This is a genomic window from Paenibacillus puerhi (assembly GCF_009846885.1).
Classification (GTDB): domain Bacteria; phylum Bacillota; class Bacilli; order Paenibacillales; family NBRC-103111; genus Paenibacillus_G; species Paenibacillus_G puerhi.
In genome coordinates this window covers 323343-341690 of record NZ_WUWM01000002.1, presented here as the reverse complement: position 1 = coordinate 341690, position 18348 = coordinate 323343, and the positions used below count along the sequence as shown (strand labels likewise).

The 18348-nt window shown below is 47.9% G+C and carries 18 protein-coding genes, 1 tRNA gene and 3 pseudogenes; 16 read left to right on the top strand and 6 right to left on the bottom strand.

What is annotated here, in order from left to right; genetic code table 11:
• Window position 1 precedes the first annotated feature (1 nt).
• Window positions 2-760, bottom strand: coding sequence for an HAD family hydrolase (locus tag GSF01_RS03235; protein ID WP_159881572.1), 759 nt, complete (start codon window positions 758-760; stop codon window positions 2-4).
• Between the two features lie 121 nt (window positions 761-881).
• Between GSF01_RS03235 and polA the strand changes: the two genes are divergently transcribed.
• The 5 genes from polA to GSF01_RS03210 all read left to right on the top strand — a co-directional run bounded on the left by polA (window position 882) and on the right by GSF01_RS03210 (window position 6663).
• A complete protein-coding gene (polA, locus tag GSF01_RS03230) occupies window positions 882-3686 on the top strand; it encodes a DNA polymerase I (protein WP_159881634.1) in 2805 nt (934 codons plus the stop codon).
• 67 nt (window positions 3687-3753) lie between these two features.
• Window positions 3754-4605 carry a DNA-formamidopyrimidine glycosylase gene (mutM, locus tag GSF01_RS03225; protein ID WP_159881571.1) on the top strand — a complete coding sequence of 284 codons (852 nt, stop codon included), beginning with the start codon at window positions 3754-3756 and terminating at the stop codon, window positions 4603-4605.
• A gap of 157 nt (window positions 4606-4762) precedes the next feature.
• Window positions 4763-5464 carry a sporulation membrane protein YtaF gene (gene ytaF, locus GSF01_RS03220; protein WP_159881570.1) on the top strand — a complete coding sequence of 234 codons (702 nt, stop codon included), beginning with the start codon at window positions 4763-4765 and terminating at the stop codon, window positions 5462-5464.
• A gap of 36 nt (window positions 5465-5500) precedes the next feature.
• The gene (coaE, locus tag GSF01_RS03215) at window positions 5501-6097 is read left to right on the top strand and encodes a dephospho-CoA kinase (RefSeq protein WP_159881569.1); all 597 of its coding nucleotides are present in this window, start codon (window positions 5501-5503) and stop codon (window positions 6095-6097) included.
• Complete coding sequence (locus GSF01_RS03210; protein WP_159881568.1) at window positions 6094-6663, top strand: lytic transglycosylase domain-containing protein; 570 nt, start codon at window positions 6094-6096, stop codon at window positions 6661-6663. Before coaE ends, GSF01_RS03210 begins: the two co-directional genes overlap by 4 nt.
• 83 nt (window positions 6664-6746) lie before the next feature.
• Here the strand turns inward: GSF01_RS03210 and GSF01_RS03205 are convergent, their stop codons facing one another.
• A complete protein-coding gene (locus GSF01_RS03205; protein ID WP_014369103.1) occupies window positions 6747-6971 on the bottom strand; it encodes an alpha/beta-type small acid-soluble spore protein in 225 nt (74 codons plus the stop codon).
• Window positions 6972-7071: 100 nt separating this feature from the next.
• On the opposite strand from GSF01_RS03205, the gene nrdR reads away from it, so the two are divergent.
• Both nrdR and GSF01_RS03195 read left to right on the top strand, forming a co-directional pair.
• A complete protein-coding gene (gene nrdR / locus GSF01_RS03200) occupies window positions 7072-7554 on the top strand; it encodes a transcriptional regulator NrdR (RefSeq protein ID WP_159881567.1) in 483 nt (160 codons plus the stop codon).
• A 62-nt stretch (window positions 7555-7616) separates the two neighbouring features.
• Window positions 7617-7692: transfer RNA gene (locus GSF01_RS03195), tRNA-Ala, on the top strand.
• A gap of 275 nt (window positions 7693-7967) precedes the next feature.
• Here the strand turns inward: GSF01_RS03195 and GSF01_RS03190 are convergent.
• Both GSF01_RS03190 and GSF01_RS03185 read right to left on the bottom strand, forming a co-directional pair.
• Window positions 7968-8501: an NAD(P)H-dependent oxidoreductase gene (locus GSF01_RS03190; protein WP_159881566.1), complete on the bottom strand. Its 534-nt coding sequence runs from the start codon at window positions 8499-8501 to the stop codon at window positions 7968-7970.
• A 325-nt stretch (window positions 8502-8826) separates the two neighbouring features.
• Window positions 8827-9177, bottom strand: a complete 351-nt coding sequence (locus GSF01_RS03185; protein WP_159881565.1) for a winged helix-turn-helix transcriptional regulator — start codon at window positions 9175-9177, stop codon at window positions 8827-8829.
• A 111-nt stretch (window positions 9178-9288) separates the two neighbouring features.
• Here GSF01_RS03185 and GSF01_RS03180 point away from each other — a divergent pair, with 111 nt between their 5' ends.
• From GSF01_RS03180 to GSF01_RS03160, 5 genes and pseudogenes are all read left to right on the top strand, one after another.
• A complete protein-coding gene (locus tag GSF01_RS03180; protein ID WP_159881564.1) occupies window positions 9289-10476 on the top strand; it encodes an MFS transporter in 1188 nt (395 codons plus the stop codon).
• A 347-nt stretch (window positions 10477-10823) separates the two neighbouring features.
• Window positions 10824-12927, top strand: a pseudogene (locus tag GSF01_RS03175) (MMPL family transporter).
• Window positions 12928-12989: 62 nt separating this feature from the next.
• The gene (locus GSF01_RS03170; RefSeq protein ID WP_159881563.1) at window positions 12990-13664 is read left to right on the top strand and encodes a response regulator transcription factor; all 675 of its coding nucleotides are present in this window, start codon (window positions 12990-12992) and stop codon (window positions 13662-13664) included.
• A complete protein-coding gene (locus GSF01_RS03165) occupies window positions 13661-15034 on the top strand; it encodes a sensor histidine kinase (RefSeq protein WP_159881562.1) in 1374 nt (457 codons plus the stop codon). The genes GSF01_RS03170 and GSF01_RS03165 overlap by 4 nt, the downstream gene beginning before the upstream one ends.
• Before the next feature lie 25 nt (window positions 15035-15059).
• Window positions 15060-15458, top strand: coding sequence for a hypothetical protein (locus tag GSF01_RS03160; protein ID WP_159881561.1), 399 nt, complete (start codon window positions 15060-15062; stop codon window positions 15456-15458).
• 164 nt (window positions 15459-15622) lie between these two features.
• Here the strand turns inward: GSF01_RS03160 and GSF01_RS03155 are convergent.
• Window positions 15623-15748: pseudogene (locus GSF01_RS03155) on the bottom strand (DUF4872 domain-containing protein); the annotation flags it as partial.
• Window positions 15749-16321: 573 nt separating this feature from the next.
• On the opposite strand from GSF01_RS03155, the gene GSF01_RS03150 reads away from it, so the two are divergent.
• The 4 genes and pseudogenes from GSF01_RS03150 to GSF01_RS03135 form a co-directional block, all read left to right on the top strand.
• Window positions 16322-16651, top strand: a complete 330-nt coding sequence (locus tag GSF01_RS03150) for a PadR family transcriptional regulator (protein ID WP_159881560.1) — start codon at window positions 16322-16324, stop codon at window positions 16649-16651.
• The gene (locus tag GSF01_RS03145; protein WP_159881559.1) at window positions 16648-16995 is read left to right on the top strand and encodes a DUF1048 domain-containing protein; all 348 of its coding nucleotides are present in this window, start codon (window positions 16648-16650) and stop codon (window positions 16993-16995) included. Before GSF01_RS03150 ends, GSF01_RS03145 begins: the two co-directional genes overlap by 4 nt.
• 12 nt (window positions 16996-17007) lie before the next feature.
• Window positions 17008-17358: a DUF1048 domain-containing protein gene (locus GSF01_RS03140; protein WP_159881558.1), complete on the top strand. Its 351-nt coding sequence runs from the start codon at window positions 17008-17010 to the stop codon at window positions 17356-17358.
• Window positions 17359-17390: 32 nt separating this feature from the next.
• Window positions 17391-17696 (top strand): annotated as a pseudogene (locus GSF01_RS03135) (ABC transporter permease); the annotation flags it as partial.
• Between the two features lie 34 nt (window positions 17697-17730).
• Here GSF01_RS03135 and GSF01_RS03130 read toward each other — a convergent pair.
• Entirely contained in the window at window positions 17731-18333 is a 603-nt protein-coding gene (locus GSF01_RS03130) for an NAD(P)H oxidoreductase (protein ID WP_159881557.1), read from the bottom strand.
• Window positions 18334-18348 lie beyond the last annotated feature (15 nt).

The following is an 18348-nucleotide window of genomic DNA, read 5'->3' as shown; positions in this document are numbered from 1 at the left end:
CCTAGGAAAACAAGCCCAGCATTTGCTCTATTCGTTTGATAAGATAAACTTGACGCTTGCCTAGCCTTTGCCGGTTAATCTTGGGAGACTCGAGCGCCGGATCTCCGCTCTCGTGGAGCCAGATGGCATCCATCCCGGCCTTCACTGCCCCGCATACGTCATGCCTCCAGGAGTTACCTACCATGACCGCGTGACGAGGTGTGAGCCTGAGTGCATGCAAGGCCGACTTGAACAGTACAGGAGCAGGCTTCTTGTCCGCAGGCTTCAAGGCTGTATAGATGCGTTCCGGCGGGAAGAAGGTCTGAAGCCCAAAGCGTTCGAGCAATAGGAGAACCTCTACCCGGGGGCTATTGCTTATGATAGCCAAGGTATAGCGCGGGGCAAGCAGCGAGAGCGTTTCCTGCGTACGCGGCGGCATCGTCTTGGCCGAAATTTGCAGCTGCAGCACCTCCTGCAAAAAGCTGTTCACCATCGCGCCTGACACAGGGATCCGGCGCTCGAGAAAAGCTTCGCGCAGGCATTGCTGCTGCAGTTCATCGAGCTGCTTGAACGTAGCCCGGGCTTTTTTGCGCTGATGCCAACGGGTAATATATGCCTCCCACAATTTGTCGCTTTCCCCCGCAGCCGCTTCCCATCGTGCCGCATACGCCCCCCAAACCTCCCGAAAGCAAGCCTCGAAGCTCAGTCCCTGCAACACGAGTGTTTGATTGACATCAAAGAAAATGACTTGCTTGCCGCTCAGCGGCTTCGCTTCATTCACGTTCATCCCTCCGATTCACTGGCGCATCGGCATTCTGAATCACATGCGCGGAAAGGATCGAGTTCTTTCATTAATATGCGGTTGGCAGGCGGGTCACCCCTCTTTCCGCTTCTTTTTTGCGATGTTTTTTTCTTTCCTGCTCCTATGCTATCATGGAGGTAGCAGGAAAGTTTGTACGAATGGGGTGTTGTCGTTGTCCAGATCGAAGTTAATCGTTATTGACGGGAACGGTATTGCTTATCGCGCTTTTTTTGCCCTTCCGCTGCTCAGCAACTCGAAGGGGCTGCATACGAACGCCGTATACGGATTTACTACTATGCTGTTAAAGCTAATGGAGGATTATGAGCCCTCGCATTTTCTGGTAGCATTCGATGCTGGCAAGCAAACCTTCCGACATGAGGGCTATGCCCAATATAAAGGAACAAGAGAGAAGACTCCGCCTGAGCTTTCCGAGCAATTCCCGCTTTTGCGCGAGCTCATCGCTTCCTTTGGAATTAAGCAATTCGAGCTCGACGGCTTTGAAGCGGACGATATTATCGGGACAGTTACAAAGCTTGTAGATGAAAGCGAAGAGTATGAGGCTATCGTCGTTACCGGTGACAAGGATATGCTTCAACTGGCTTCAGACAAGGTGAATATCGCTTTAACGCGCAAAGGGATCAGTGAAATTGAAATGTTTGATCCGGCGCATATCCAAGAAAAATACGGTCTTCAGCCTCATCAAATCATCGATCTGAAAGGTCTGATGGGGGATGCCAGCGATAATATTCCCGGTATTCCGGGCGTCGGCGAGAAGACGGCATTGAAGCTGCTTCACGAGTATGGGTCCGTTGAGCAAGTGCTTGAGAACGCCGGCAGCATCAAAGGTAAGATGGGGGAGAAGGTCGCCGCGCATGCCGAGGATGCACGCATGAGCAAGGAGCTGGCGACGATTCACCGCGAGGTTCCGATTGATTTTCCTCTCTCGGAGCTGGGATACAGCGGTTATGACAAAGGACTGCTGGGCGATACCTTCCGCAAGCTGGAATTTAAGTCGCTGCTGGAACGGCTCGGCTTGTACGGAACCGGAAGCGGTTCCTTGGATACTCTTGGGGGCGAAGCTCAAGAGGCTGACACAACCTATGCCGAATGTATATGGACGGCAGAGGCTGAAGTACTAGACAAGCTCATCGGAGTGCTTCCGTCCGTCAAGGCGCTGCATGTAGAGGTTATCGGCGAAAACCCGCATTCGTCGGAGCTGCTCGGCCTTGCATTTTTCGTACAGGATAAGGAGATGGAGCAGGCCGCTGACGTCCATACGGACCTGAGGGCCAAGGTTTACTACGTGCCTTTCGAGGCTCTCGTGAGTACCGCAGCGGCACCCCTACGCGAATGGCTTGCCAGCGAGGATAAAGCTGTGTCCATCTATGATCTCCATCGGGCAGTCCTCGCGCTGTATTGGAAGGGCATAGAGCTGAATGGCGTGGACTTCGATGTGCTGCTAGCCGGCTATCTGCTTGATCCTACAGAATCTGCACTGACGCTCAGCGGCTTAACCTCGCGTTACGGCCTGCCGGCATTGCCTGCTGACGAAGAGCTTTTCGGCAAAGGAGCCAAGTTCAAGCTGCCTGATCAGGATTCGCTATGTGCGTTCATGGGCCGCAAGGCGGAGGCGGTGCATCGGTTAACTCCAAAGCTCCAGGAAGCCCTTGAGGCAAGCTCCATGAGTGAGCTGTTCTTTGAGCTGGAGCTTCCGCTTGCGCTCGTGCTGGCTTCGATGGAGCGGAAGGGCATCCAAGTGGATACCGGAGAACTCAGGGAATATGGCGCCGAGCTTAATCGACGTATTGAAGAGATCATGCAGAATGTTTACGAAGCCGTGGGCATGGAGTTTAACATCAACTCGCCCAAGCAGCTTGGTGAGATTCTGTTCGATAAGCTGCAGCTGCCTGTCGTGAAAAAAACAAAGACCGGCTATTCGACCGATGCCGAGGTGCTGGAGAAGCTGGAGCCTTATCACCCGATGATCGGGCATATTCTTCTTTACCGGACATTGGCCAAGCTGCAGTCCACTTATGTGGAAGGGCTGCTGAAGGAGGTGCGGCCGGATACGAGCAAGGTTCACACGTATTACCGGCAAACCATTGCAGCAACCGGACGGCTCAGCAGCCAATATCCGAATCTGCAGAACATTCCGATCCGGCTGGAGGAAGGGCGCAAGATCCGCAAAGTATTCGTGCCATCGCAGCCGGGCTGGCGAATCGTGACTGCCGACTATTCGCAGATTGAGCTGAGAGTGCTGGCGCACATCTCCCAGGATGAGAAGCTGATCGAGGCTTTCCGCGATAATATGGACATTCATACGAAGACCGCTATGGATGTGTTCGGCGTGTCGGCGGAGGACGTGGATTCGAACATGCGCCGTCAAGCCAAGGCGGTTAACTTCGGGATTGTGTACGGGATTAGCGATTACGGGTTATCCCAGAATCTGCATATCACCCGGAAGGATGCGGCACGGTTTATCGAGCAGTATTTCGCCGTCTTCCAGGGAGTTCGCAAGTATATGGATGATATTGTTTCCATGGCCCGGCAGGACGGTTACGTCACAACTCTGCTGAACCGCCGCCGGTATTTGCCGGAAATTACGGCGTCGAATTTCAATCTCCGCTCCTTCGCCGAGCGAACCGCAATGAATACGCCGATCCAAGGGACGGCTGCCGATATCATCAAGCTGGCTATGGTTCAACTGGATCAGCGTATGGCTAGCGAAGGCGTCCGCAGCCGGATGCTGCTGCAGGTGCATGACGAATTGGTATTCGAGGTGCCGGACGATGAGGTCGAGCTCATGAAAACGATGGTCGCCGAGGTCATGGAATCGGCGCTGAAGCTTGATGTGCCTCTTAAGGTGGAGGTCGACGATGGAGCCAATTGGTACGAAGCGAAGTAAGGGAACAGACCTGCTGGTCTAGGAAGGCCGGCTGTCTTCCCTTGCCGTTAAGAAAGGATGGAATGTTGTGCCAGAATTACCCGAGGTGGAAACGGTCCGCCGAACCCTGCAGCAGTTGGTCGTGGGCAAGACCGTAGAACGTGTCGCGGTGCTGCTGCCGCGCATTATTCAACGGCCTGACGATATCCAGATGTTTGCTGCCCTGCTGGAAGGGGAAACGATCCGCTCGGTGGAGCGCCGCGGCAAATTTCTCCGTCTGATGTTCGATCATTACACGCTGGTCTCTCATCTCCGTATGGAGGGGCGTTATGGGGTATATCAATCGGGAGAGCCGGTGGAGCTGCATACGCATGTTATCTTTTATTTTACGGATGGAAGCGAGCTCCGCTATAAAGATGTGCGCCAGTTCGGTACGATGCATATCTTCGACAAAGATCAGGATTTGAATGAAAAACCGCTGGTCAAGCTCGGTTTGGAGCCGCTCGACGAAGCTTTCACCTTGCAGGCTTTCCGTGACAGACTGGGCAAACGGACGACAAAGATTAAGCCGCTGCTGCTGAACCAGGAATATATCGTGGGGATCGGGAATATTTATGTGGATGAGTCCCTGTATCTGGCGGGTATCCATCCGGAACGCGAGGCCAATACGCTTACGGCCAAGGAATGGGCCAAGCTTCATGAAGCGATTGTGTCCACGCTCCGCGATGCGGTGGCTGTGGGCGGCTCGTCGATTAAATCGTACGTGAACGGTCAAGGCGAAATGGGCATGTTTCAGCATCAGCTGCGCATGTACGGTCGCAAAGGAGAGCCTTGTCATACTTGTGGCGGGCCTATCGAGAAAACCGTCGTAGCGGGACGCGGAACGCATTTCTGCCCCCATTGCCAAAAGCCGGGACGCACGCGACGTAACCAAAATTAATGCACCAAGAGCCTAGAACTCCCATATAGTAAGCCATGAGCCGCCCAGCCCGCTGCCCTTTTTGTTACGGAGCAGGCTGTGCGTATAACATCGTGGAGACGCGCGACTGCCTCCAGTAGGTCGGTACGCCGTTTCATTTGCTGGGAGGGAAAGGCATATGCTGCCGGTTGTTTCACTGTTGTTATTGGCCTTGGCGGTTAGCTTGGACGGTTTTGGCGTAGGGGTGACGTACGGGCTCCGCAAGATCCGGATCCCCTTATTATCCATCGCAATTATTTCGTGCTGCTCGGGATTGGTAATTTTTATTTCCATGCAGATCGGCGCTTGGATGAGCGAATGGGTGCATCCGGGGCTGGCCCAAAATATAGGAGCGTTTATCCTGGTCGGCATCGGATTATGGGCCTGGTATCAACTGTATCAGCAGCATAAGGAAGAAGCGGGCTCGGATGAAGCCGAATCCGAAGCTCGTCCGGAGCCGGGGGAAGCCTTGAAGCCGGTTCAGGTGCCTGTGAGTACGAAGGAAATCATCTATATCGAGCTCAGGCGGTTCGGGCTTGTTATCCAAATCCTTCGAAAACCGTCGATCGCGGATATGGATCGATCAGGCATTATTTCCGCGTATGAGGCAACCTTGCTCGGAATGGCGCTGTCCCTGGATGCTTTTGGCGCAGGGGTCGGTGCGGCTCTGCTTGGCTTTACGCCATGGCTGACGGCTGCGGTCATCGCCCTGGCCAGCGGTATATTTTTGAGCATGGGCTTACGCACCGGATTTCGGTATGCTGGCTTCTCGTGGATGCGTCCGCTGTCCGTAATACCCGGATTTGTTCTTATTATTATGGGCATCATGAAACTGTTCTAACTCATACATGAACTTAACTTAAATAGGGAGTACGCTATGAATATCGGATTAACTGGAGGAATTGCCAGCGGGAAAAGTACGGTTGCTGCGATGCTGGTCCGCCGCGGAGCGTTGCTCGTGGATGCGGACCGTATCGCCCGAGAGGTGGTAGAGCCGAATACGCCCGTGCTGGCCCAAGTGATCGAGCGCTTCGGCGCGGACCTCTTGCTGCAGGACGGCTCGCTCAATCGGAAGAAGCTCGGAGAGAAGGTATTCGGCGATCCGGAAGCGCTGCGCGATCTGGAAGGTCTGCTGCATCCGCCTATCCGCGCTACGATGCGGGAGAGGATGAGCAGGTATCAGGAAGACCATCCGGACAAGCTGGTCGTCGTCGACATCCCGCTTTTATATGAGTCAGGGCTGCAGGGGATGGTTGAGGAGGTCATGGTCGTTTATGTGCCTCGGGAGGTTCAGCTTGCCAGGCTGATCGCCAGAGACGGCATGAGTCCGGAGGAGGCGGAAAAACGCTTGAATGCCCAGATGTCCATCGAGGACAAAAAGCGCATGGCCGATATCGTTATTACCAATACGGGCTCTCTAGAGGAAACGGAAGGGCAGATCGATGCGTTCTGGAAGGAAAGGGGGCTTTCATGAAATTTTGGCGCAAGAAACGGGTATTCGCCGCTTTGCTGGTGACCTTTCTTGTTTTTCTGTTCTTAAGCAGTACTTTCATTGGCCGACTGATCTACAGCATAGAATATGAGGACGAGATCCGCCGATATGCCAAGAAATACGAGCTTGATCCGTTTCTCATCGCCGCCATTATTCGTGTGGAAACTAATTATAGGCCAGATCTTGAATCCAAGAAAGGCGCTTACGGCCTGATGCAGCTTATGCCGGATACCTCGTCCTGGATCATCGACAAAGCCCCCTTCGACGATGGCTACAGATCCCGTCTGGATCAGCCGGCCGTAAGTATTGAGCTGGGCTCCTGGTATTTGAACTGGATGAACAAGCAGTTCGACGGCAATATGTATGCCATGATTGCAGGCTACAATGCGGGACACGGAAAGGTAAGCAGATGGCTTCAGGACCAACAATGGGACGGAAGTCTGGAGGGTGCACAGCAAATTCCCTATGGAGAAACCAGGCATTATCTTCAGCGCGTCATCTATTATTATACCAAATATAGTAAGTTATACAGCGAAGAATGGAAGTAAGGAGCTCGCAGAAGAAGCGCCGGACAAGCTGCCCTTGCGGGAAGAATGCCGGCACTTCTTCTCGTTTACAGCAAAACGTGGTATTATTTGAATTGACCGGCAAGCGATTGCTCGGCAATTTGGACCAAGCGGCGCGTAATGTGACCACCGATTGCACCAGTATCACGAGTAGCCATGTTACCGTAGTAACCATCTTGAGGAATAGCGATCCCCAGTTCTTGGGCTACCTCGTATTTCAGTTGATCCAGCGCTGCGTTAGCTTGTGGCACGACCAGAACGTTGCTGCTGCGGGATTGACCTGCACCCATGTCTGTTCACCTCCTTGTCGGTTAGTAACCCTATTATGCTCGTTTGAATGCTCTTCATGTAAGGGAGTCTTTGGAAAAGAGAAAGGAAGAACGAACGTACATGAAATGTCCTTTTTGCGCTTATTCCGGAACGAAGGTGCTTGATTCCCGTTCCGCTAACGAAGACAAATCGATACGCCGCCGTCGTGAATGCGAGAAGTGCGCCAAACGCTTTACGACTTTTGAAATGGTCGAGGAGACCCCGCTGGTCGTCATCAAGAAAGACGGAAGCCGCGAGGAATTCAGCCGGGAGAAGATGCTGCGCGGCCTGATCCGCGCCTGTGAGAAACGTCCGGTTTCTCTGGAACGGCTGGAGATGATTGTATCCGAGGTCGAGAAACAAGTACGCAATACGGCCCACGCCGAAGTCGATAGCCGAGCGATCGGTGAGATCGTCATGACGGAGCTGTATCCGGTGGATGAGGTAGCCTATATTCGCTTTGCCTCGGTCTATCGGCAATTCAAGGATATCAACATGTTTATGAAGGAGCTTAGCGGCTTGTTAACTAAGCATCAAGTCGGCGGAGATGGCGGAAATAATTAATTTTCCGCCAATCGTTGACAAGCCAGCGGGTACGTGGTATTATCATTCTTGTCGCCAAATACGGGGCCTTAGCTCAGCTGGGAGAGCGCATCGCTGGCAGCGATGAGGTCAGGGGTTCGATCCCCCTAGGCTCCACCAAATAAACAATTCAAACCACGTCCATAGGGCGTGGTTTTCTGTTTTTATAGTGGTTTGCCTAGGGGCAGACTGCCCACAGGAAGTGACTGTGACGCTTTGTAGCCTTTACTAGTCCGGTATCGAATTTCACCACGGAGCATTACTTTGCTGGCGCGCCCGTCTCGAAAGGTTCATGTCCGTCCAGCCTCCCCCATCATGATCTGCCGATAGTAATATACCCTCAAGACACCAGAAGAATTAAGTGTTGAGGGTATGAAATCTATTATTTATTGCTATTAGGCTACAGACGTTACGGATCTAATATGATTCACGTAATCGATTATGCTCTGCTCTAATTGTTCATCGGTCACGTTAGATACATCGCTGAACGAGAAGGGCGGCAGGTAGGTGGCGCTAATAAAATGACTAAGCGCTTCGATGGGTCTCAAGATCTCCTCAATTGTAAAACGGTTGGCTCCGCCTGGCTGATAAGATGCCGTCGAACCATACGTGGAAATGGCTGCTCCGATTTCTTTACCCTGCATGTTATCCCCACCGGGGCCATAAGCCCAGCCGTACTGAAGAACAACATCAAACCATTTCTTGAGCAAGGGCGGGGTGCTGTACCAATAGAGAGGATATTGAAAAATGATACGGTCATGCGCTTCCAGAAGCTTCTGTTCACGGGCTATATCAATCGTTTCATCGGGATAGGCCTTATATAACTGATGAATAGTAAGATCATCGTGCTTTTGCAACGCTTCAACCCATGCTTGATTAATGCGGGATGAGGTCAGGTTCGGGTGAGACACAATGACTAACGTTTTCATAGAGATCACTCCTGTACGTATGTTTGTCGATTTCGTTTTTTTCGAATAGCGGCTCATTTGCTACGTCACTCGTATCAGTTCAATCCATACCGTGTCCTCGTACAGCATATATCTTTCAGCCTCCCTCCCTTAAAGTGAAGTACGAAACTTATCATACATAATAAACTTTATAAAAATAAGTACGCACTTTTTCGTTTAATACTTACCAAAAGGGAAGCAATGTCTCGCTTACAACCGTTTTTTTTCGACAGAAAAAGCGGCAGTTCGAAGTATGATACTCGCTTCGAACTGCCGCTATGTATATATTGTATCGGATCGTGCTTTGTCAATCCTCAATCGTCAATCGGAATTGTTTGCCCCATTGCTGCAAATGTTCGATTGCCGGTTTTAATCCCTCGCCCAGAGCGGTTAATTCATATTCAACCTTTGGGGGGACAACGGGATAGACATGCCTTTTGATGATCCCCGCATCCTCTAGATCACGTAATTGTTCAGCAAGCATTTTATGATTAATGCCATTGATCAACTTTTTGAGTTCCCCGTATCTTTTCTTTCCATCCAGCAGCTTGCAGAGTATCGTTGTTTTCCATCTACCGGCAAACAGGGAGACCGAAAGCTCGATGGGACATTGATATTTTTTGCCGTTCAGTTCATATATAGCATCAGAGACTGCCATAACTATACTCTCCTTCTGGTAAGTATTGAACGAAAAAGTGCGTACTTATATTTTGTTAGTATATTATGTATGATCTTTGTTGTAAATAAATAGGCTTACGGAGGATGAAGTATGAGCAAAAAATTTCTGGTGTTTTTAGTTTCCACGGCAGCATTCTTCGGTCCGTTTACCCAAACGATCTATACGCCCTTGCTTCCGGAAATAGCGGAGCAATTTCATGCCTCGCAAAATGCCGTTAATTTGACGGTTTCCATTTATCCCATCTTTTTTGCATTTATGCAGCTGATATATGGTCCTCTAATCGATAAATATGGTCGACGCCGAATACTGCTGATCGGGTTTATGTTTTATTTGTTCGCGACTGTTGGAGCGGCATTGTCGTACACAGTTCCAATTCTTATCATTTTTCGCGCGCTTCAGGCAATTGGAGTTGCGGTTGGCTCCGTAGCTGCCATTACGATAATCGGCGATTTGTTTGAAGGCAAAATGCGCGGACGATCTATGGGTATCTATCAAATGCTTGTCGCGCTGGGACCGGGTCTCGGTCCCATATTCGGCGGTTTTATCGGACAATATTATGGGATTAACGGTTTATTCTGGTTTCTTCTCGGAATTAGCTTGGCGCTTTGGATAGTCCTGTTCTTCAGTCTGCCAGAAACAAGAACAGTACAAGGCGGGAGCGACCGATTCCGTTTTCGACAATTGTCCGCTGTGCTGACTCATCGGATCGGACTAGGCATAGTGGTGCTTGGCTCAGTACAATATTCGGTGTTTTATTCCCTATTAGTATTGCTCCCCAATATCCTTGACGACCTGTATGCACTGACCCCCAGTCAGACCGGGTTGATGTTCCTTCCCATTTCAATTTGTATCGTCATCGGAAGTTTGATAGGCGGACGTATTCAGGAGCATTATGAAACGAAAAAACTGCTGGTGGTACTGTCCTCGTTCAATATGGCATCCGTGTTTTTGTTTGCGATCGCCGCATCGGTATCCTTACCGATTCTAACCGTTAGTATATCTGTATTCGGCATTTTTCTCGGAGTATCGCTTCCTTTGCAAACAACGCTTCTTGCAAATGTAATGCCTTTATACCGAGCTACATCTACAGGGGTTTATAATTTCTTTCGTTACGTATGGATGACGATCGGCCCGGTAGTAGGCACAACTTTTTACTGGATGGGTTACGAATTGGAGTTCTATGCTTACGGGATCATCTTTGCTTGTGCACTTCTTTTTATTTATCGTCAGTTTTTTTCGCATACTACCAACATTAAGAGCTCCACCGCCTTGGACTGACCCCCGTTTATGATACAGGGATCAAACCACCTTTCAACCATCACTGCCGCGAGTTCATAAAGTGGATAAGTTCATTCGCGAACGCTTCGGGTTGGTCCTCTTGCACAAGAGTAAGTGAGTTATTGACAAGTTTGAGGGCTGCATCCGGGAAAATGGCATACACTCGTCGGCAAGGAAAGCCGATCCAATAGGGTCGGCTTTTTTATTATGAATACCAGAAGGAAGTTTCTGGAGCAGACTTCGAAACTATCAAAAGTTTATTTTGAGTTTATACGGGGAGAATATAATGTGAAACGTCAGCTAGAAAGTTCATTCGTATGGATGAATTAGAACTCAAGGAGGGAATAATGAATACTTTATTACAATCCATAACCGATCGGGTTTCGACAAAGCGGGGCATGTGGATTACAATTATTGTTTGGCTTGTTCTTATGATTGGTTTAAGTGCTGGACCCAAATTAAACGACTACAAAGTAACGAACTTTCAGTCATTGCCTAACGAGGCACCGTCCATCATAGCTAACGAAAAGCTCGAAAAGTATTTTCCGAACAATCAAGGAACACCTGGGATCCTCGTCTTTCATAATGATAACGGGGAAATCAAGGTAGACGAAGTAGCCGTGATCATGGATACCATTATTGCTGCTAATGTAGCTGGCATAGACGACATTGTTAATATCGCTAACCTGCCGCCTCAGGCGGTAGAATCTTTTAAATCAGAAGATAAATCAACGATGATTATTCCGATGGTGTTAGACGCTGGTGCTGACAGTCGTCAGATGGGCGAAACGGTGGATAAAGTTGCCGAGATCGGAAATCAGGCGGCGCAAGGACTTACGAATACGCAATTTTATATAACAGGCCCTGCCGGTATTGTAGGCGATACGTTAAAGCTCTTTGAGCGAGCAGATTTCGTACTAATACTGGCAACGATTGGAATTATTTTATTGCTTCTAATCATTATCTACCGTTCACCTTTATTAGCGCTCATTCCATTATTAGCGACAGCGATTGTATATCAAGTTACCAACCAGATCATTGGATTAATGGGTGCAGGCGGATTAGAAATCAATAACTCGACCACGTCGATTATGAGTATTTTGCTGTTCGCAGCTGTTATTGACTATTCCCTGTTCGTATTCTCGCGCTTCCGTGAGGAGTTGAATCATTACGAAAGCAAGTATGATGCAATGAAGCATGCGATGCGTGCTACAGGTAAGCCCGTATTTATTGCAGGCGGTACTATTTTTGCGGCCATGCTCATTTTATTCTTTGCGAACTTCCGCGATTATCAGAATTTCGCACCTATTTTTGGTATGACGATGGCCATTATCATGTTAGCATCGATCACACTTTTACCCGCTTTATTCACATTGTTCGGTCGCAAATCCTTCTGGCCAAAGGTACCTAAGTTTGGCAAATCCGAGGAAGTGAAGCATGGCTTCTGGGGTCCTGTTGCAAAATTTGTAGTCAACAAGCCAGGACTATCAGGCGGACTTATAGGGATTATTATGCTTGTGACAGCATTGAATATTTTTAACATCAATTATGAATTCGATACAGTGAAATCATTTCCAAAAGCACTTGCCCTCTCGTGTAGGGTATGAAATTGTGGAAGCCAACTATAATAAAGGGGAATTAGCACCCACCTCGATTTTAGTAACAAGCGATGAACCCATAGCTGAAAATCAAATCGAAGCGATTAGTTCGAGATTGCTTAACGAGGAAGGCGTTGCGTCTGTTAGGCTGAATAATAAAACAGAGGATGCCAAGGCTCTAAAATATAGCATGACGCTTGATGTTAATCCTTATTCCGTAGAAGCGATCGATTTGGTCAAGGAGCTGCGTAATCGTAGTGATGACTTGCTAGCGGAGGTTAACTTATCTGGAGAAATTCATTATGGTGGCGTTACACCGAAGCTAGTTGATGAACGTGATGTTAATCAGCGCGATATATGGGTAATCGTTGTACTTGAAACGCTACTGATCCTCGTATTATTGTTCGTGCTGACCAAATCGTTTAAAATGTCAGCCTACATGATGGCTACGATTCTGATCTCATTCGTATCTGCATTAGGACTCGGTATTTTCCTAATTGAGGTATTCTTCGGGTACGATGCGGTAAGTACGCGTGTTCCTGTATATGCCTTTATTTTCTTAGTCGCTCTTGGAATCGACTATAACATTATTCTAGTGTCACGATTCTTAGAGGAACGTAAAGCACGTAAAGTGAAGGAAGCATTAGAAGTTGCGATTCGTAACACGGGTGGCGTCATTTCATCGGCTGGTATCATATTGGCGGCAACTTTCGCAGCATTGATGACGATGCCCATCGCAGACCTGTTCGTTTTCGGCTTCATTGTCGCCATCGGTATTCTCATGGATACGTTCTTAGTTCGTGGAATGTTATTGCCATCATTAATCCTGTTCTTCGAAAAGGATAAGAAGTAGTAACGGAACCTTGTGCAGAGCGGGCTGGCTCTGTATAGTCTTGATTGGGAGGGGGGGTTCAGTTGAAAATCATTGTGATCGATGATGACAAGAACATCTTACAGCTTGTAAGCATTCATCTAACACGTCAAGGATACCGAGTGCTCAAAGCAAGTGACGCAGCGGAAGCTCTGGATATGCTGGAGAAGGAAGTGCCTGATTTGGCCGTAGTTGACGTGATGATGCCTGGTATGGATGGCATAGAATTAACAAAAATTTTAAGTCAAGATTACGGTATTCCTGTTCTCCTCTTGACTGCAAAAGGCGAGTTAGAAGACAAATCAAAAGGATTCCTAGCAGGATCGGAGGATTATGTTGTAAAACCGTTCGAACCAGAGGAATTACTATTTCGCATCGCCGTCATATTAAGAAGGTTTGAAAAAGAAAACCAATCGATCCTTCAAGTAGGTAACGTGACTATTAACCGTAAAATATTCGAAGTGTCGACGGGTGAGAAATCGGTTATTATGCCGTTAAAGGAATTTGAACTACTCGCTTTATTAGCAAGCCGTTTGAATCATGTCGTTGAGCGGAGCACGATTATGGAGCAAATCTGGGGGCATGACTATGAAGGTGATGATTATACGTTGAATACGCATATGATGCGAGTTCGCGAACGCTTAGCCCGTCTGGGTGCTAACATCGAAATCAGCACGATCCGTGGTCTTGGTTATAAGCTAGAGGTTCAACCTTCGTGAAAACACTTTACCGGCAATTTTTCGTCACGACCATGATCACGATATTGTTGAGTACGATGGTCGCCTTCTTCATGGCGAATATGTACTATTATCAGGTCACTGAGGAGCTCAATGATCAGAAGCATGTTGCGATTGCTCAAGAAATTACTCAGTATATAGAAACGAATAAACATGTGAATCTGGAGCATTATTTGTCCACGCTGGGTCAGGTCGGCTATCAGTTCTATGTGGCAAGCGAATCTGGCTATTCCCAATTTTTCGGGAGTGAATTTGTGGTAAAGGATTTGCCGGAATCAACAAAACTATCTGTATTTAGCGGGAATATCTATCATGGCATGATAGAATTCCCTAGCTACATCTTTATGAGCGGAATGTTTGCCAATGAGCTTGCAAACACAGTAGGCGTACCGTTTAAATACGAAGGCGAGAGCTATGGGTTATTCCTGCGACCGAATATTGAACTGCTTGTTACCGAGGTGCACATTATTTTTGCAGGGATGATTGTATCGATGGCTGCCATTAGTCTTCTCGCGATGCTCATCGTTGCCAAACGGCTGATTCGTCCGATTACGCAGCTTACGGAAGCGACGAAGCAAATTTCGGAGGGAAAGTACAATCATATGCTTGAGATTGATCGAAAAGATGAGATTGGACAGCTTGCCGAGAGCTTTAATGAAATGACGAAGCAATTGCAGGAGAACGATCAGTCACGTAAAGAGTTCATTAGCAACGTGTCGCACGATTTCCAATCTCCTCTTCTCAATATCCAAGGGTATGCGGATTTATTAAACGCTCAGACGATTAGAGAAGAAGAACGATTTGCTTATTCTTCAGTCATTCAAACAGAAGCCAAACGACTCTCGGTTTTGACGAAGCAGCTGTTGCTTCTCACGTCATTAGATCAGTCAAGCCGCAGATTGAAGTGGGAGTTCTTCTCGCTCGATGAGCAGCTCAAAAGCTTGTCGCAGAAATATCTATGGCGAATCGAAGAGAGAGGGATTGAGCTCTACTATAAACTATCTCCTGTACTTTACCAGGGTGATCGAAGTTTATTAGAGACGGTGTGGGACAACTTGTTTACTAATGCCTTAAAATATAATAAACCCAACGGCTCCATACAAATTGAGCTGGAAGACTGTGGCCCTTACGTGGCCATTCAATTCAAAGATACCGGGATAGGTATTAGAGAAGATGAGCTTCCACATGTGTTCGATCGATTCTACCGAGCAGATGCTTCTCGAACGAAAGAAGGTACAGGTCTTGGGTTGACGATTGTTAAACAAATTGTTGAATTACATGAGGGCAGCATTCAAGTGTCAAGTGAGCTTGGTGGTGGAACTCATGTAGCGATTACATTGCCTAAGGTATAAATTTCCATAAAGGAGCGAGAATATAATGGTAGTTTATAGTAAATGGCTCATGCGTATTTCGGCAGTATATGCTTTGATCGGTGCCTTGCTTGGATCGGATATAGCGGGGAGAAAGGACTATGCCATGGTCCCGGGTCACGCTCATATTCTAGTTGTCGGTTGGTTAACTCTTTTTGCATATGGTATTTTTTATTATGTATTTAAAGAAATCGGCATGAAAAAAACAGCTAAATTACATGTTTGGTCCAGTCTGATTGGCGGCGGCCTTATGCCGCTCAGTATGCTCGTGTACTATAAGATGGAGAACACGGCTACCATGCTTACGTTTATTACGACAGCATCGATATTGTTAGTAGGAATTATTCTCTTCATCGTTCTTTTATTTTTTGATAAAAAATTGTTTCAAGGTAAAAGCAATATATAAAATGGCCCCCGGTTCGTATTGAACTCGTTACCGACCCTACAGCTCCGTCACACAAAAAGCCTTCAAACACAACATTCCGAGTGTTGAAGGTTTTTTTGTATGTTGATATTATGCTCGAACCTGATCGTGGTCGCTCAACAAACAAGTACTTATTTCAAAGCATAAGGCCACTTCAAGATTTCATCGCTCATTTTAACAATGCCTTTATTGCCAATATTGCGAATGGGCGGGTTTAAATAGCTATGTGCATTCATGGTCAAGGACTTGCGTATTGCGGGAACGAGCGGAGGAGTACGGCGTCTGAATCCACGGCTAAGATCGTCATCGAGGGCAAGGCTTCGTCAGCAAGTGGGATCAGGATTCGGCCATTTACTCCAGCGAAGCCGAGCTTTTTTGTACTTCAGCGTGATTTTGAACGAAACATCGAACAAAAAACATATTTTACGGTTGGATTCATCTAATTTGTGTGAAAAATCGTACAAAATTATCGATACTCTGGCGATAGCAATTGATTTTGAACGAAAAATCGAACAAAACGGATGTTTTGCGGTTGAATTCATCTCCTTTGTATGAAAAATCGTTCAACAGCAGATCTAGGAGGAGAATGACACGCCGGAGAAGCGCGCCCCGAGGTTCCTGGTTTCATCAAGGAATCGTCGGGGCTTTCTTATTTTTCATACAGGGATAGCTGCGGGGACATAACGATATAAGATAAGAAGGATTATTACTGAGGCAGGCCGCTACAGGTATGAGTCCGATGTCGCCAAGCTGATTGCTGAGAGAAGAACAAACGCTGTTGACAAACCGACTACTACGTAATACTATATAGCAGTAGTTAGTAATACAGAATAGCAGGGGTGAAGATGCTGGATAACTTAACGGAAATGCTTAAAGGCGTGCTCGAGGGCTGTGTCCTTGAAATTATAAGCCGCCAAGAAACCTATGGTTACGAAATCACGCGGCAACTGAACGCCCTGGGCTTCCAGGATGTCGTAGAGGGAACGGTGTATACGATTCTGATCCGTCTTGAAAAAAATAAGCTGGTAGAGATCACCAAGAAGCCCTCCGATATGGGGCCGCCGAGAAAGTTTTTTACGCTAAACGATGCGGGGCGTGAGGAACTGCAAAGGTTCTGGGGAAAATGGGAGTTCGTGTCATCAAAAATAAATGAGTTAAAGGAGAACAAACAATGAATTTTTGGGAGAAAATCACAGGAAGCGACATGACTAAAGAAATGAAAGCTTTTGAATCGCGAGCCAAAAAGCTGCCAGCTGATTATCAAGCGGCCTGGGAAAAAATTAATACCCATCTATGGCCGCACTCCGATTTCACCGGTCGCAACCTCATGCCCATTCTTGACGGTGTGCTTGGCCTACTCGAAGAAACGGCGGCGGACGGTCAGAGCGTCCAAGAGGTTCTGGGTGACGATATCAAAGGCTTCTGTTCAGCGCTGGCCGGCGAAGAAGGGGCAAAGTCGTACCGCGACAAGTGGCGCGAGCAACTCAACAATAATATCGCAAAAAAATTAGGTAAGTAGGAGGAAGATAAAATGAGCATACAAGATATCATCAAGGGCAAAAAAGAGTGGCGCGCTCACGTGGCGCGTGTCAAAGCGCTCCCGCAAGATTATCGGATTGTGTATAAAGAAATTCAAAAATATTTCTTTAAGGTCGGCCCTGTTGAGTTAACTGACGGGACGGGTTTGCTCTCGGGGATTGTCGATCTTTTTGAAGAAGGCGCGGCCTTGGGGAAAGGCGTGCTCGAAGTGACGGGCAAAGACGTAGCGTCTTTCTGCGACGATTTAATCAAGGATTCAAAAACTTATACGGACATCTATCAAGAATCGGTTGACCAAGAAGTTAACAAGGCCATGAACAAGGGGAAGGGTAAAACAAAGTAAAGGGGGAGCGAGATGAAAAAGCAATTGCTTCCAACTCTATGCCGATTTCTCGTTCCACCGTGTTGTGGGGGCATGTGCTAACTTCGGTGGTATCCAACGCCATTTCGATTATTGTCATTATTCTCGCAGCACTCATAATGGGCATCCGATCGTCGGCGGGTGTAATGTCCCGGCTTGTCGTAGCCGGCATACTCATCCTGTTCACGCTGGCTTTGACCAGGATCGCGGCGCTTGCCGAGCTGTCTGCAAAAACAGTGGAAGGTGCCAGCGTCTTTTCCTATCTGTTGATCTTCCTTCCTTTTATCAGCTCGGCGTTCGTGCCGACAGAGTCGATGCCGAAGATCGAAGCTCCAAAGTGAAGCAGGTCATAAATTATCCACGAGACGCATGGCGGAAGTGATTTGCATCATTATAATTCAATCCGAGCTCATATGCTTGCAGGAGCAACTGTTCGTGTATTTCCGTGTTTGCATCCAAGGTGTTGTACAAAATTTCAACCTTACTGTTTTCAATCCCGCAATACCCAGCTATGGCGACGTTCAGTTGATGGCTCATCATAGCATCATATTGTCTTTTTGCCATGCCTTCCCTCGAATCGGCTGCGAGACCGATCCACAGCACCTGTCGATGGTGCAATTTATTGGAGCCATACGCAAAACCATTATTCCATACCCGATCAATATACCCCTTGAGCATAGCCGGCAAACTATACCACCATACGGGAAAGATATAGGCAAGAGCATCATGTTTCCGCATGCGTTCCATTTCTACCTCTACTTCAAGCGAAAAGCTCTTTTGCTCAGATGACCAATCAGGTTCATCTGTATCCCACAGCACAGGATTGAATCCGTGGCGGTGCAAGTCCAGAATCTCTGTCTGATGACCTGCATCAATGAGGCCTTGAGTAAATCTGTCTGCGACAGCAAACGTAAGAGATTTCACCCTGGGGTGCGATACAACAGTTAAAACGTTCACACTGTGTCACCTTCC

Excerpts from the sequence above, each read along its gene's own strand:
- polA (WP_159881634.1), top strand. The coding sequence starts at position 882 with ATGTTTTTTTCTTTCCTGCTCCTATGCTATCATGGAGGTAGCAGGAAA.
- ytaF (WP_159881570.1), top strand. The coding sequence starts at position 4,763 with ATGCTGCCGGTTGTTTCACTGTTGTTATTGGCCTTGGCGGTTAGCTTG.
- coaE (WP_159881569.1), top strand. The coding sequence starts at position 5,501 with ATGAATATCGGATTAACTGGAGGAATTGCCAGCGGGAAAAGTACGGTT.
- GSF01_RS03210 (WP_159881568.1), top strand. The coding sequence starts at position 6,094 with ATGAAATTTTGGCGCAAGAAACGGGTATTCGCCGCTTTGCTGGTGACC.
- GSF01_RS03205 (WP_014369103.1), bottom strand. The coding sequence starts at position 6,971 with ATGGGTGCAGGTCAATCCCGCAGCAGCAACGTTCTGGTCGTGCCACAA.
- nrdR (WP_159881567.1), top strand. The coding sequence starts at position 7,072 with ATGAAATGTCCTTTTTGCGCTTATTCCGGAACGAAGGTGCTTGATTCC.
- GSF01_RS03190 (WP_159881566.1), bottom strand. The coding sequence starts at position 8,501 with ATGAAAACGTTAGTCATTGTGTCTCACCCGAACCTGACCTCATCCCGC.
- GSF01_RS03185 (WP_159881565.1), bottom strand. The coding sequence starts at position 9,177 with ATGGCAGTCTCTGATGCTATATATGAACTGAACGGCAAAAAATATCAA.
- GSF01_RS03180 (WP_159881564.1), top strand. The coding sequence starts at position 9,289 with ATGAGCAAAAAATTTCTGGTGTTTTTAGTTTCCACGGCAGCATTCTTC.
- GSF01_RS03160 (WP_159881561.1), top strand. The coding sequence starts at position 15,060 with ATGGTAGTTTATAGTAAATGGCTCATGCGTATTTCGGCAGTATATGCT.
- GSF01_RS03150 (WP_159881560.1), top strand. The coding sequence starts at position 16,322 with ATGCTGGATAACTTAACGGAAATGCTTAAAGGCGTGCTCGAGGGCTGT.
- GSF01_RS03145 (WP_159881559.1), top strand. The coding sequence starts at position 16,648 with ATGAATTTTTGGGAGAAAATCACAGGAAGCGACATGACTAAAGAAATG.
- GSF01_RS03140 (WP_159881558.1), top strand. The coding sequence starts at position 17,008 with ATGAGCATACAAGATATCATCAAGGGCAAAAAAGAGTGGCGCGCTCAC.